The sequence below is a fragment of the Ruegeria sp. F12 genome, from assembly GCF_056533885.1.
This window is the reverse complement of sequence record NZ_JBQFOV010000013.1, coordinates 70,267-85,036: the sequence shown is the minus strand read 5'-3', so window position 1 is coordinate 85,036 and position 14,770 is coordinate 70,267. Positions and strand designations below refer to the sequence as shown.

11 protein-coding genes are annotated in these 14,770 nt (G+C 51.6%); 5 read left to right on the top strand and 6 right to left on the bottom strand.

Annotated features, from left to right (window positions below):
• Window positions 1-33 precede the first annotated feature (33 nt).
• On the bottom strand, window positions 34-522 hold the full coding sequence (locus ACR0CA_RS16460; protein WP_480456286.1) for a RidA family protein: 489 nt from the start codon (window positions 520-522) through the stop codon (window positions 34-36).
• 270 nt (window positions 523-792) lie between these two features.
• Window positions 793-1,620: a sulfotransferase domain-containing protein gene (locus ACR0CA_RS16455; RefSeq protein ID WP_214646784.1), complete on the bottom strand. Its 828-nt coding sequence runs from the start codon at window positions 1,618-1,620 to the stop codon at window positions 793-795.
• A 458-nt stretch (window positions 1,621-2,078) separates the two neighbouring features.
• Between ACR0CA_RS16455 and ACR0CA_RS16450 the strand changes: the two genes are divergently transcribed.
• Entirely contained in the window at window positions 2,079-3,803 is a 1,725-nt protein-coding gene (locus tag ACR0CA_RS16450) for an adenylate/guanylate cyclase domain-containing protein (RefSeq protein ID WP_480900303.1), read from the top strand.
• Window positions 3,804-4,031: 228 nt separating this feature from the next.
• On the opposite strand, the gene ACR0CA_RS16445 is transcribed toward ACR0CA_RS16450, so the two are convergent.
• Window positions 4,032-5,066, bottom strand: a complete 1,035-nt coding sequence (locus ACR0CA_RS16445) for an alpha/beta fold hydrolase (RefSeq protein ID WP_170568093.1) — start codon at window positions 5,064-5,066, stop codon at window positions 4,032-4,034.
• A gap of 134 nt (window positions 5,067-5,200) precedes the next feature.
• Between ACR0CA_RS16445 and ACR0CA_RS16440 the strand changes: the two genes are divergently transcribed.
• Complete coding sequence (locus tag ACR0CA_RS16440; RefSeq protein WP_170568092.1) at window positions 5,201-6,064, top strand: alpha/beta fold hydrolase; 864 nt, start codon at window positions 5,201-5,203, stop codon at window positions 6,062-6,064.
• Window positions 6,065-6,236: 172 nt separating this feature from the next.
• Here ACR0CA_RS16440 and ACR0CA_RS16435 read toward each other — a convergent pair whose 3' ends face one another.
• The 3 genes from ACR0CA_RS16435 to ACR0CA_RS16425 form a co-directional block, all read right to left on the bottom strand.
• Window positions 6,237-7,286, bottom strand: a complete 1,050-nt coding sequence (locus tag ACR0CA_RS16435) for a GFA family protein (RefSeq protein WP_480900301.1) — start codon at window positions 7,284-7,286, stop codon at window positions 6,237-6,239.
• Between the two features lie 181 nt (window positions 7,287-7,467).
• Window positions 7,468-8,139, bottom strand: coding sequence for a hypothetical protein (locus ACR0CA_RS16430; RefSeq protein ID WP_480900298.1), 672 nt, complete (start codon window positions 8,137-8,139; stop codon window positions 7,468-7,470).
• Window positions 8,140-8,562: 423 nt separating this feature from the next.
• On the bottom strand, window positions 8,563-9,543 hold the full coding sequence (locus ACR0CA_RS16425; RefSeq protein WP_480900297.1) for a nuclear transport factor 2 family protein: 981 nt from the start codon (window positions 9,541-9,543) through the stop codon (window positions 8,563-8,565).
• Window positions 9,544-9,908: 365 nt separating this feature from the next.
• Here ACR0CA_RS16425 and ACR0CA_RS16420 point away from each other — a divergent pair, with 365 nt between their 5' ends.
• From ACR0CA_RS16420 to ACR0CA_RS16410, 3 genes are read left to right on the top strand one after another with little or no spacing between them, the layout of a single operon-like run.
• Complete coding sequence (locus tag ACR0CA_RS16420; RefSeq protein ID WP_480900295.1) at window positions 9,909-10,904, top strand: HlyD family secretion protein; 996 nt, start codon at window positions 9,909-9,911, stop codon at window positions 10,902-10,904.
• Complete coding sequence (rbbA, locus tag ACR0CA_RS16415) at window positions 10,901-13,600, top strand: ribosome-associated ATPase/putative transporter RbbA (protein WP_480900293.1); 2,700 nt, start codon at window positions 10,901-10,903, stop codon at window positions 13,598-13,600. Before ACR0CA_RS16420 ends, rbbA begins: the two co-directional genes overlap by 4 nt.
• The gene (locus ACR0CA_RS16410) at window positions 13,601-14,725 is read left to right on the top strand and encodes an ABC transporter permease (protein ID WP_480900291.1); all 1,125 of its coding nucleotides are present in this window, start codon (window positions 13,601-13,603) and stop codon (window positions 14,723-14,725) included.
• Window positions 14,726-14,770 lie beyond the last annotated feature (45 nt).

The following is a 14,770-nucleotide window of genomic DNA, read 5'->3' as shown; positions in this document are numbered from 1 at the left end:
TGACCAGTAGGTCGTTCCGGATTTACGTGTATTCTAGGCCGTTGAGACAATAACCTCTGCTTCGATTTCAATTGGGAAGTTGATTGGTAGGCCTGCCACCCCGACCGCCGTACGTGAATGGCGGCCAATCTCTTCTCCAAAGACGTCAATGATCAAATCCGTGAAACCGTTGAGAACCGCAGGCGTATCGCTGAAGCCAGATTTGCAATTTATCATCCCATGAACTCGGCACCACCCCGTTATTCGGTTTAGACTGCCAAGTTCGCGCTTTAGACTGCCGAGAATAGAAAGCCCGACTTTGCGTGCTGAGGCGTAGCCCTCTTCCACAGACACATTTTCTCCGACTGCTCCAAATGGCGCGGCCGGAGTACCGTCTATTTCTTGTGGTCCATGACCAGATACGAACGCCCGGTCGCCCCGAACGTTAATCCACGGAAATGGCAACACCATACCAACAGGCAATTTTAGCGGCGCAGGTAAAATGATGTTGTGGTCTAACAATCGCTGTTCAGCGTCGATCATGGTACTCTCCCTCGCAGCACTTGCATGGATCTTACCATAAACCATGCCCAAAGTCGGTCTCGACCACCAAACTTTGCAAGGTCCGCTTCGTCCACATTTGAGTCATCTGGCGAAACCGCGGCGAACGGCCGTTGTTGGTAAGCGCAAACCCTGGCCGCGGTCGCTGGCCATGAATGACCGCTCATCGAGGTTACGGGTCATCCGGAAAAAATCCCAGATGGCCGAGACGACCCCAGAGCGGCTATCTTAATTTATTCAGCGAGCAACGTCCTAAGCAGTAAGCTCTCCGCCAGACTGAAGCCATCGCGCATCGTCTTCCGGAAGCAACTCTGCAAGACGTTTGTGAAAGGCACGAAGGTCTTCGTCTGAAAGCTTGCCCTCCCACTTGCGACTGCTTGCGCTATCGAAGAAGGCTGACGGGTCTTTGAAGGTTGTGGACCGTTGTGTTTTTTCTTTGGCACTCGCGCGCGCATTAGCTTGCATGTTCTCGAATTGCATACTTTCCGCAATTGCGGCCAACATTTCATCGTCAATTTTGAGGCCGAGTACGGAAGCTAGCTTTCTGGTATGAGAGAGTAAATCGCGCCGCATATCGGCGTAGTGGAAAATGTGTATGTTGGGATGTTGGATGTTTGACTTGAAGGACTTGAAGTGATGAACGATGGCCTCAAGGGTGATCCCATCGGCCATCTCCTCTCGAACGGTCTCACCAACAAAAAGTGCGAATGAAGCTGTCGGCTTATCCGGGAACCTGTCTTGGATCAGGTCTTCCTTCAGGTTTGCCACATGTCGGCGCATCGAAAAATGTGCGTCGATTGGGTGTCTGTACACCGCGATGTAGGTGCAATCTGGATCGAAAGGAATGCCGTCAAAAGGCGTATGGGTCTTGATGCATCTTCTGTGGTTTTGAGCTTCGAACATTCGAACTATAGGGAGTTGATCTCGAAACGCAGGGTCGAGCCAAACCGACAGATCATCCATGACCTTGTCCATACCAGGCTTTTCAAACAAGAGCGACAGCACAAGGGCCTGTGTCCATGTTGTTCCGCACTTTGGCGGTGTTGCAACAATCACATCTCCTTGGCGCAGCGCGAACATGTCCCAAATCCGATTGTCGGTGAGACGTGTTCTGTACTCGAATGCCTTCCTTGAAGACGCCCGTATCGTCATTCTGATTTCCGCCAATGGACCCTTAATGAAACGATAGCAAGCATGCGGCGCTGAACCTAGAATTTTGATGGCACCCGAGTAGGAAGGCCTTTCAAAGTGCCAAGCGAAAACCTTGCATTCGCGGCTAGAAGCTCGTTTTGCCCTCAAGGCAGTCATACGCGGCACCTTGCTCCAGTGCCTGTGCTGCGGTGTAAAGTCGAAATTACAAAGTTCGGTTTTTCGAGGTCCGCTTCTGCCTAATTTACCCAAAAGCAAAAAGCTTGCGTGTCGTTATTCGGTCACTGATGTTCATTGAATATTGATCGCGATTTATGCGCGAAACCCCTAATATCCCTTTGACACTCCTTCACAATGGATACGCGGGAGGATTTTGTTTGGAGCGGTACTTGGCTGCCATACTCGTGGCTGATGTTGTTGGCTATAGCGCGCTTGTCAGTGCTAACGAGGAAGCCGCATTGCACACATATAGGGGCCACTTTAGGGCGCTGGAGCCGCATGTCGGCCTGAATGGCGGACGCCTATTCAAAAGAACCGGTGACGGTTTTCTTGCAGAGTTTTCCTCGGTTGTAGATGCGCTGGCATGTGCGGAAACGATGCAACGTCAGATGGCTGAGCGGAACGGGGCGCGCGGGCAAAGTCCGGAAATGCAATTCCGTATGGGAATTCACGCGGGCGATGTTTTTGATGACGACGGTGATGTTCTTGGTGACGGCGTCAACATCGCGGCCCGGCTGGAAGGTCTTGCTCCTCCCGGAGGGATCATCGTTTCAGGTCGGGTTTACGAAGACCTTGTGGGTAAGGTGGATGTATCGTTCACCGAATTGGGGCCGCAATATCTGAAGAATATCACACGCCCTGTAACTGCTTACTCGGTACAAACAGCATTTGCTACTGAATCCCCGATAATTCAATCTCGCCCAGACAAGCCTTCGGTGGCCGTATTGGCGTTTGACAATCTGTCGCCTGACGCTGAACAGGATTACTTTGCAGAAGGTATAGCCGAAGATATAATCACCAGCTTGTCCAGAGTGCCCTGGATATTCGTGGTCGCCCGAAACTCCTCTTTTTCTTACAAAGGGCTTTCGGTTGATGTGCGTCGTATCGGCCGAGAGCTTGGTGTCCGCTATATATTGGAAGGGTCCGTTCGCGGCGCTGGTGACCGGTTGCGTGTCACGGGTCAGCTGATTGATGCGGAAACCGGGTCTCATGTTTGGGCGGATCGATACGATGGCAAGCTCGATGATGTTTTTGAGCTTCAGGACCAGATTACCGAGGCTGTCGTTGCTTCGATTGCGCCAGGTATCCGACAAGCTGAAATAGACCGTGCCGCTCACAAGCGCCCTGACACCCTTGGAGCCTATGATCACTTCCTACGTGCGCAGTCCTTGATCTACAGGTTCAATTTCACTGAAGCAGACGACCATTTGTCAAAAGCTCTTTCACTCTCAAGTGAGTACCCATTGGCAAGCGCTCTTCGAGGCTGGATCCGCACTTTGCTATGGAACCCGGATACGCGTCCAAACGAGGCCCGATTTGATTACGCAATTCAGCTGGCACATGAGGCTCTGGCGACATTACATCTTGACCTAGAGGCGCAAGCATATGCCGGTTACGTACTCGCGTTTCTGTCGGAGGATACAGAGTACGGTTTGTCACTTGTGGATCAAGTCGTCGAGAGAAGCCCAAATTGCGTTTCAGCCTGGGGATCCAGTTGCGTACTGCATGGCCTGATGGGCCAAGCACAAACGGCACAGGCACATGCCAGGGAGGCGCTCCGACTTAACCCGAATGACCCACTAAACTACCGGGTCCACATGGGTATCAGCCTGTCGCAAATCGCGGAAGGGAACTGGCGCGATCTAAGAGAAACTGCCCAAAAAATGCGTGCATTTCATAATACTGTGACTGTCTTTCGCCTGAACGAACTTGTGGCGGAAATGGCTCTCGGCAATGGGAGCCGAGCTAGAGAACTCGCACGTATTCACATGTCACGGGAACCCGATTTTAGCGTTTCAATGTTCCGGCATATGCGCGCTCGTATCTCTATCGCAAAACCAGAAATCTATGACGCCTACTATAAAATGCTGGCAGCCGCAGGCATTCCTGATTGACGACACCAGTTGTAGACCAGCGGCAAGTCATAGCAAGCATGCAACATGTGGAAACATATTTTTTGCCGCTGGAAGAATGCCCAATTTGGTCTGCGAACAGTCGTTGAAGTGAATAGCGGCGAACGGCAATCGAACCTTCGCGGCGCTCGGCGTGAACGATTGCTCTGCGGACAAAGCTAACATTGCCACGTTAGATCAGATTAATAGGTTTGCAGTTTCATGCTCTAATCAGAACAGATGCCCATACGTGCGAATTGCATGCTGTCTGTTTTGCAGTTCAAGTTTGGCGTAGATTTTACTTGTGTGGTTTCGAACGGTTTTTTCACTCATTTGAAGACTTCTAGCAATTTCTTTACCACTCATTGCTTGGCAGATGAGTCTCAGCACGTCCTGCTCGCGCTTTGTCAAATCGTTAAAGTCCGTCGTTTGACCGGAAAATGTAAATTCAAGCAAGCTCTTGGAAAAAGCGCGCCAGGCAGGTTCATCGCGTTGGATAATGTGATTTTTTCCCTCTAAAGCAGACATTGTCGCTCCGGGAATATTCTGAGCGAGACGTTGTCCTTCTTCAAACGGAATAACCTGATCGTTCCTTGAATGGATCACCAGTGTTGGAACTGAAACCTTTGGCAATAGACTTTCAACATTAACGTCAGCGCGCGCCATAAGCAGGTCGGCCCCTGTCTCAGGCAAAACGGTCTTTTGGCAAAGTTCTGTAAACCAAGAGCGTTGTTCGGACGGCGCACCAGGAAGAAATCTTGATGTAAATACATCTTGAAACGCTGGGTTGTCATTCTCCCAACCCAGGCGAAATACATCGATAACAGTCTTGTAGTTTTTGGCGGCAACCGATCCGCGGTGGTTGCTGCCCCTTGCATAGCCTCCAACGAGTACCATCCCGGCGACTCTGCCGGGATACCTCAGCGAATACGCGATAGAAGTCGCAGCGCCCTGAGAAATACCCAGAAGATAAATTGGTTCGTCTATTTCAGCGGCGTCGATTACAGCTTCGAGATCATCAACCCAGTAATCAATACCCAGATTCTCAACTCGTTTGTCAGATAATCCGCAGCCTCGCTCATCATATCGAACAAGGGTGAATTGACTTTCTAGCAATTCGATCCAGTGAGACCAAATTGGACTGTCTAGATCATAACTGAGATGCGTGAGCCAGTTAGCCGCCTTTACCATTGGTAGGCCGGTTCCGGATTTGCTCCACGCCAGCGACGTACCATCGCTTGAAGAAGTGTATCTAACGGTTCGCATGTCTTTTTTTTAGTCAATTTGGGGCAAATGTCCCATCAATTTCCCGTCGGTTTGAGTCTAGCCGGGACATGTGTCCGATAGGTTGAAGGCCAGATGAGTGACACCGTTGTGAAACTCAGAATGGAGGTCATCACATGAATAAGCAATTTGACGCATCACTACACGCTTGGCCGTGCTGGTCCCAAATATCGCCTGCTCCCTGCGTGGGGCTACATTGTTCTGGCGCTGACGGAAGCCAGTGGCGCAATCTGTTTGCCCGGATGAGCGAAGAAACCAAAACAATAGCACCCGACCTAATAGGAACCCTGTCTAGGGGTCATAAAATCCCGGACGGGCCGTTCACATTGGAAAACGAAGCTGCTTCGATTATCACCGAGATAGAGAAGCTTGGCAGGCCCGCTCACTTGATTGGACACTCCTATGGAGGAGCACTGGCTTTGCATATCGCCAGAGCTCGACCCGACCTTGTTCGATCACTTTGTCTCTATGAACCAACTTTGTTCAGCCTACTGAAAGCCGGAGAGGTGACTGACGGTTTATTGTATTCCGAGATTGTTAGCCTCACAAACGCAATACGAACTGGCATAGAAGAGGGATGCGAAGAGTTTAGCGCACAGGTTTTCACTGATTTTTGGGGAGGACTTGGCTCTTGGCAAGCCCTGAGTCGCGAACGCAGGTGCGCTATGATTGATTGGGTTCACAAAGCCCCAAGCGATTTCGATGCGCTTCTGAAAGAACCTGACCCAGAATACATTCTTTCTGAGGGAGTTCCCTCTACGATCATTCGCGGATCGCAGACGCATGTGCACACAAAGCGCATCGCGGAACTTCTGGCATCCCAAGGCAAGCTTGTTGAACTAAAGGTTCTGAAAGGTGCTGGCCATTTGGGTCCCTTTACCTTCAAGGAAAGTTTCGAGATGGAGGTGCTGTCGCATATTAGAACTGTTGACCGCCGCGACATGGCCTCAATGGAAATCAAGCCGATCAGTAGATCGTGAGCCGGGGACACTGGAAATCTAGAAAAAACGACCGACCGATCTGGGCTCCGAGCGGTCGGTCGCTGTACAGCAGCGCTAACGTCTTATGGGCGCCCGCATTGGGCTCGATGTTGTCAATTTCTCAAACGCTAGGAATGTTCTCTTTGCGGATAAAGCAGAAATCGCTCGATCACTAAAAAACCTCAGGCGGCTTAGCCAAAGGTCCCCAAGTTTCAGGGTCTGGTAGACCGACACTTGACCATGCTTCTTGCAAAACTCTGGAGTCTGAAGATCTTGTCCGCGGCAAATCATCCAAAATATCAAACCAAGGCATTTTGCTTTCTATTCCAGAGTGGACTGAAGGAGCAAAGTTTTCCGGTTGGTCGAGGCTCGAAGTATGCAGGACCAGATAGGCCGTTTCTCGTGGCTTCACGAGCTTATAAGTTAGGCTTGCCCCGCATCTGGCACAAAAGCCACGATTTGCTATCGGCGTAGTTGCGAAGTATCGAGGTTCCTCGGTGAGAAATCGAACAGCAGAAGCGGGAAAAGCCGCCCATGCATTAACTGCTGAACCAGAAAATTTTCTGCAACAACTACAATGGCAATACCCGGTGCTTATGGCAGGCGCGTTTATTTCATACCGTACCAACCCACAGATGCAGCCACCAGTTATTAAGGTTTTGGCCAATTCATCTTCATCAAAATCCAGAAAACCTCCCTCTTCTCCGGGTTCTGAAACGGTCATGTAGACATGTATTGGACTATCAGTTCTCTTGAGTCTTTTGTGACCGCAATCCGCCAGCGGAAGATCTATCTTGCCCGCTATTTGCGCCATTACTTCTCCTGAAACCGCGATTCCACCTGGTTCCGCTATTGCTTCAAGCCGTGCCGCAGTATTTACGCCGTCTCCGAGAATATCGTCGCCGTGTACAACGACATCACCGAGAGAAACGCCGACGCGTAAGATGAGAGGGTCGTCACTGTTCGACCGGCGTGCTTCGCGTGCGCAGGCTCTTTGAATGTTAATTGCGCAATTGACCGCCTCAAAGACACTCGAGAACTCAGCCAAAAACCCATCGCCAGTAGACTTAAAAACACGACCCCGGTTTGCTTCCACCTGCATGCCGATGATTTCACGTTCTAGTCGAACCAACTTAGCTAATGTTCCGCTTTCATCGCGTGATACCAATCCCGCGAAACCGACTATATCGGTGGCCAGAATGGCCGCTAATTTGCGTTCCATCTCCGTTGCTCCGAGCCAACAATCTCCAATTGATGCCTGCTTACTTTAACATAAAATCGGTCGCAGCGAGCCACGGTAGCTGAGGTGTTATTTCCAGTTTTGAAAGACCGTTCAGGGCTGCGAGCGGTCAATCATGCTCATCGCAGAAAATGGCAGCGCTGAGCCCAAAGCCGAAAGATTCCTACTTTTGCCGAGCTCGTACCTTGGCGGCACGACGAACTGCGAGTACCGCTGTGGCGTAATCTCCCAAAGAAATCCCTCTGAAAGCGAATGCAGCCGGTTTCTCGCTTAAAGTGGTATCGACTGCTCCCGAGACAATTTCCGTCAAGTCCCCTGTTACCCGCTGATATGGCAGCATTGGTTTGTCGCTTTCAGATTCCTGTTTTCGGTCGTCAACAATAACGGTTTTGAAAGCGGTCATACCCTTTGGAAGCCACGGAATGCAGGCATCTGTAATGGCGGCGAAGGCAGTCGGCTTTAGCCATCGGGCATCCAGAAAAGGTTCGATGGAATAGTCCAAAGTTATTGATGTCACTACCAGATCGGCATCCCGCAAGGCGTCCTTGGCACTGGTGGCTGTTTGGGCCTCAAGGCCCATATCCCGAGCCCGGCGACAAAGCTTGTCGACATTCGCTTTGCCACGTCCGAACACACGAATGCTTTTCAATGGGAAAACCTCGGAAAACGCAACTAAATGGGAGTGAGCTTGCACGCCGGCCCCAACAAAAGCCACTGTCTCAGCATTTGGATCAGCAAGTCGACGCGCGGCGACGACTGACAGCGCCGCTGTTCTAACAGCCGTTACCCAATTTGCCCCTAAGACTGCCCGGAGAACCCCGGTTTGCCCGTCCATTAATGATAGCGCCGTTAATCGCAGGGAGCCCTTTTGCCGGATTGTTCGGACACACCGTTACCTGTTTGGTCACGATGAACCCATCATCTCCTACTGCCAAGGTCGACATTGCGTACCGTCCATCCCCGGGCAAAATGGCTGTCTTAGGGGACGTATGAAGCTGCTTACTTGCCTTGGCTATCAGCGCAGATTCAATCGCGTCGGCAACTTCCGAAGGTTGGATCCCTAAACCTTCCAAGTCTTCGTCAGAAAGATAAGTTATTTTGCTTTCAGAAGTCATGTTGGCGCCGCTCCGCTTTGCAACCCGGCTTCCCGATTAGGCTATCAAATTGCATGTTAACATAAGCTTTGGGTGTCTAGATTGGGACCTCACTCGAGTACATTATTCGTTGCATTGGGATTTCTGTTTTCATGCTTACGGTCTCAAGTTGTCTCAAGCCAGTTGAGTTTGAAAATTGTATGCTCTCCTTCGAGACCTTTAAGCGGAACAGTCATTTGCTCGGCAAACTGAAACTCCTGTGATCCGCCCACCATGATCCGTGTGGCATCCGAGACGCGGATGTCACTTGGTGCTGCCAGGGCGGCTATACGTGCTGCTTTGTTGACAACGGTCCCGAAGTGATCAGCATCAGAAGTTATCACTTCGCCGGTATGCAAGCCGATGCGAACCCGCAACTTTGGCTCGTTTGTTTCCGCCGCGTTCGCCTGTTGAATATTTTGAGCTGCCAGCAATGCTGCCCTTGCGGAAGCAAAAGACGACATCACCCCGTCTCCCAGTGATTTCACCGTACGTCCACCACTCCCGACGATCTGCGTTTCGACAAGTCGCAGATGTCTTCCGAGGGCGTCGCTCCAAAGCGTATCGCCTATAGCCTCAGCGATTTTTGTGCTGTCCGCGATATCGGTGAACATGATGGTCGCTATACCACTTTGGCCGAGTTCGTGGGGTGTAGAGAGGGCGGCATCAAGCAGTTCCTCAAAGCCTCTGGCCTCATACCCAAATCCCTCTACGTTGTTGACCGGTAGGGAATTGTGAACGTGCACAATCTTCCAGGATCCTTTGTCGAGTTTCAGAATGACCGTAGAACGTAGGTGCGCGATCTGTCCTGTTTCAATACCCTCAATGCTTGCTTCCCATTCGACCCAACCGAGTGATCCGCATTCAAATCCTCTCAGGTCTTTTGGGTGCCACTTGAACCGTGGAACCTCACCGATGTATTGCTCCATACCGCGACGCAGCGCATCGCCCTTCCAGGCTTCGCCGTGTGCTGAGCCAAAGTATGACAGGGCAGCGTCATCAGAAAAAAGATTTGCCACCGTCTCCCCATCGCCCCGACCGTAGGCGTTGATCCATCGTGCCACTATAGCGGCCAGTTCTGGTGAGGGGCTGATCGTATCTCTCATGCCAAAACCGTCGCGTCGATAGCCAGAAAGCTGCCTCGAAAAACATGACCTTCGCACGTCCAGTTTCTATAGAAGCGTATCATGGCAGAACCTTTCTCGAAATCTCGATTTCTGAGGTCCTGTCAGTGTAGGCCAAGCCGGGGCGGCCATAAAGACAACCCGTTTCAATAGCAAACTGATAACAAAAGCGCTTCACGTCTACTTCTTCCAACCCACCGCGAAAGAGCCTGCAACACCCAAACCAGTGTTCATACAAACAATTGCTTGGAACTGAGGTGCCCGGATCGGTTTTGATCCAAAACAAGGCTTTGAGTCTTTTGAGACACTAAACTCTGCGCCAGAAACCCTGTTTCAGGTGAAACGCTATGACCAAAAACCTATCGGTTTTTCTTATTTTGGCTGGTTTAGTAATTGCTGGTGCGTTGCTGTATGTCGTTGTTGCCGAGGATGGCAATGAATTACCGGTCGGATTTGTGAAAGGGAACGGGCGGGTTGAAGCGGAACAAGTCGAAATAGCACCAACTAATGCAGGTCGGGTTGCGACGGTAACGGCAACAGAGGGCAGTATGGTTGCAGCCGGTCAAATCCTGGCTGAAATGGACATAGACGAGCTATCTGCGGCCCTGGACCGGGCTAAAGCCGAAGTAGCCTTGGCAAATCAGACAAGGGCCGAAGCAGAAGCGCTCGTTGTGCAACGCGAAAGCGAACAGCGCAGGGCCGAGCAAGAGCTTGATCGTGCCACGGCGTTGCTGGCAGGTCAAAATATCTCTAAAACAATTTTTGAAGATCGCGATACCACTCATAAGGTTGCTACAGCAGTATTGGGCGCCGCCAAAGCCCGAGTTGCAACCGCAGAAAGCCGTATTGCTGCCGCTGAGGCGGAAGTACGCAGGATCGAAGCACAGATTGGAGACAGCGCTTTAGTGGCACCTTTGCCCGGCCGCGTGCTTTACCGGCTTGCAGAACCCGGAGAGGTCGTTGGCGCAGGCGAACCAATCCTGACTATTCTTGGCCTTGAGAATGTTTACATGGAAGTTTTTCTTCCGGCGCGTGAAGCCGGACTTTTGCCCATTGGAGCTGAGGCTCGCATCGTGCTCGACGCATTGCCGGAATATGCGATACCTGCATACGTGAGCTTTGTTTCTCCCGAGGCACAATTCACCCCCAAACAGGTCGAGACCCTGGATGAGCGAGAGCAACTGGTTTTTCGCGTTCGCGTCCGTATCCCAATAGACTTGGTTGAAAGTCGGATTGAGCACGTCAAAACCGGTCTGCGCGGTATCGCGGTGATCCGGCTGAACCCAGCCGCTGCTTGGCCTGAGGCGCTTGAACAACGCATCCCAGAAGAGCTGTTCGAATGAGAGTAGAGGATGACGCTTGCGATATTCACATTTCAGGTGTTACGCACCGTTATCGCAAGCATGTCGCATTGGATTCTGTTTCGTTAGAACTGCCAGGCGGCCAGCTTGTTGGCTTTATCGGGCCGGATGGGGTGGGAAAGTCTACACTGCTTGGTTTGATCACCGGCGCAAAGAAACTGCAATCCGGCAATATCGACGTTTTAGGCGGCCCGATTGGCGATTCTGGTCATCGACACAGCATTTGCCCAGCCATCGCGTTCATGCCGCAAGGGCTGGGTCGAAACCTGTATCCGGAGCTGTCTGTACGCGAGAACCTTGAGTTCTTCTCAGGTCTCTTTGCTCAAGGGCATTCAGAGCGGGATGACCGTATCGCAGCGCTATTGGCTGCGACAGGGCTTGCGCAGTTTGAAGGCCGTCTGATGGGCAAGCTCTCGGGTGGGATGAAGCAAAAACTAGGTCTTTGCTGTGCGTTAATCCATGACCCCAAACTTTTGGTTTTGGATGAGCCAACGACCGGGGTCGACCCGTTGTCGCGTCGGCAGTTCTGGGCTTTGATTGATGCAATCCGAGCAAAAAGCCCCGAACTGTCGGTATTGGTTTCAACGGCGTACATGGAAGAAGCCGACGGTTTTGACCGGATTGTCGCGATGGACGCGGGTCAAGTCATCTTTCATGGGAAGCCCGCCGAATTGAAAGGGAGTGATGACGACCTCGAAATTGCATATCGGCGTCTGAGAGCACGGGAGTTGCCTGTCGAACCGGCGGGGAAAAACAAAACGAATGGGAAGATCGAAGCAAGCCCAGTGATAGTTGCGCGTGGACTGACACGACGCTTTGGTGATTTCACGGCCGTAGACAACGTCGACTTCACAATCAATCGCGGAGAGATATTCGGGTTTCTAGGATCAAACGGTTGCGGCAAGTCCACGACAATGAAGATGTTGACTGGCTTGTTACCATCCAGCTCAGGTGAAGCACTGCTGTTTGGCAACCCTGTCGATGCATATGACCGAAAAATGAGGCGTGAAATAGGCTACATGAGTCAGGCCTTTTCCTTGTATGGCGAGTTGTCGGTCCACCAGAACCTACAATTGCATGCGCGGATATTTGCAATTGCCGACCGAGAACAACGTGTTTCGGAACTCACTGAGCGCTTTGGGCTCGAAGAGCACCGGCATACGTTGGCGACGGCACTGCCTCTAGGGATCAAACAGCGACTGTCGCTAGCCGTAGCAGTGATCCACCGTCCGCGGGTGCTAATACTCGACGAACCAACATCCGGTGTGGATCCAGAGGCGCGCGATTCCTTCTGGGACTTGTTGATTGAGCTGTCGCGAAATGAGTCGGTAACGATCTTTGTGTCCACTCATTTCATGGGTGAGGCGGAACGCTGTGATCGCGTTTCGTTTATGCATGCTGGTAGAGTTCTAGCGGAAGGTACTCCGGCTGAACTGATCGCCGTTGAAGGGGCGGAAAACCTTGAAGACGCCTTCATTTCGATATTGGAAGCAGCAGAAAAACCAGTCTCTGTTGTCGCGCCAGAGGTCGGTTTCAGGGCCAGATCCCACGCCGGGGGAGGAGCGTTTTCTCGTGTATTGGCTTATGCGCGGCGCGAGACCGTTGAAGTAGCTCGTGACCCGGTGCGTCTGGCTTTCGCGTTTCTGGGTTCTGCTATTCTAATGTTGGTTTTTTGCTTTGGAATTACGCTGGATATCGATGAGCTTGAATTCGCGGTACTTGACCTTTCTCAGGGGCCGGAGAGTCGTGCTTATGCGGCTGAATTCGCCGGATCGTCCTACTTTAAAGCCACATCGCCGCTGCAAAGCGCCAGCGAAGGGCGCGACCGTTTAGTGTCAGGTGAGGTCTCTCTGGTTGTTGAGTTACCACCTGACTTTGACCGAAAGATGAGAACGGGTGAACCAACCCAGATACTTGCAACTGTAGACGGTGCTATCCCATTTAAGGGTGAGACGGTTGAAGGCTATGTTTCCGGATTGCACCAATCATTTTTCGCGGAATATGCCCTTAACAATGGCAAAAGCCAGATAGATATCGCCAGGATTGAACCTCGGTTTCGCTACAATCAGAGCTTTGAGAGCATCGCCGCGATGGCTCCAGCAATGCCTGCTATCCTACTGATTATGTTGCCAGCTGTTTTGACTGCCGTAAGCGTAGCAAGGGAACGAGAGCTGGGGTCAGTTGTCAATTTCTACGTGACACCAACCACGCGGCTTGAATTCCTAGTCGGCAAACAAATTCCGTACATTTTGATCGCCTACGCAAATTTTCTGCTTTTGGCCGGAATGACCGTTTTTCTTTTCGGGGTGCCGCTAAAAGGAAATCCTTTCCCTTTGGCTGTTGGTGCCCTTCTTTACGTTTGGGCAACGACATCCTACGGGCTGTTGATCGCTACAATGACATCCAGTCAGGTGGCCGCGACATTTGCAACTGCCATCGCCTCAGTTGTCCCAACAATCCAGTTCTCAGGTCTGTTGCAACCTGTTTCAACGCTTGAAGGAGGCGCACAAGTGGTGGGCTCACTTTGGCCTTCCTCATATTTCCTACACCTAAACGTTGGTGCCTTCACTAAAGGTTTGGGTTGGGAGGCCCTTGCGCCGGACATTCTGGCCCTCGCCTGCTTCGGACCAGTTCTGACACTGATCGCAGCCGTATGTCTTCGGGCGCAGGAGAAGTGAATGCAGCGCTTCTACTGCATATTCTGGCTAGGCTTGAAGGAAGTGATGAGCCTGCGCCGTGATTGGGTGATGATGGCATTGTTGGTTTGGTCTTTCACGCTGGCCCCGATCATGGAAGCAACGGGAGTGGCAAGTTCTGTAAACAACGCCTCGATAGCGTTTGCGGATGAAGACGACTCGCCACTTTCTCGAGCACTTGCCACAGCGTTTTTTCCACCAGAGTTCCAACCGGTCGTCCAAATCGAACCCGGAAAAGGACCTGCCTACATGGACGCTGGGCGCTTTATTTTCGTTGTGGCTGTGCCCCCCGGATTCGAAAAGGACCTGCGCGCAGGGCGCAGTCCGGAGATTCAAGTTCTTATTGACGCAACCGCTATGGAACAGGCCGGAATTGGAGCAAACTACATCACCAGTATCTTGAGCGCTGAAATACATCGTTATGCAATTGGTATCGATCTAGTAGATGCTCCCTCAATCAGTGTCATTCTAAGAAGCGCCTTCAACCCAAATAGAGATACTGTACGTTTTGCTGGTATCGTTGCTCTGATTGGCCAGATCATGTGGCTCACAACTATTTTGACCGGCGCGGCAATGATTAGAGAGCGAGAGCACGGGACCATTGAACATCTCCTTGCCATGCCTCTTGCTCCATTTGACATTGCCATTGCCAAGATTTGGGCGAATGCAGCAGTGGTTTTGGTCGCGACTGGTCTTTCACTAACCTTTGTGATGCAGGGTTCTCTGGGCATTAGTATCGCTGGACCCAAGATGTTGTTTTTGGTTGGCACGGCGTTGTTTCTTTTTACTGCGACGGCGCTTGGGGTGTTTCTGGCAACCATTGCGCGCTCTATGGCGCAGTTCGCGCTTCTGGTCATGTTGATTGTGCTGCCAATGCTAATGCTGTCAGGTGGAGAGACCCCAATTGAAGGGCAGCCGGCATGGTTGCAGGCAGGTACTTTGGTTCTGCCGTCACGCCACTACATGTCAGCAAGTCAGGCTATTGTTTTCAAAGGCGCTGGTATTGAGACTGTCTGGCCGGAATTCGTTTGGATGACGTTGTTGGGAACGGCTTTGTTGTTAATGAGTTTACGGCTTTTTCGGCGTTCTCTTGCGCAGATCAGCTAGCGCTCCAATCTGTTGGCTGTGACAGATTGGAGCGCTAGCTTATCT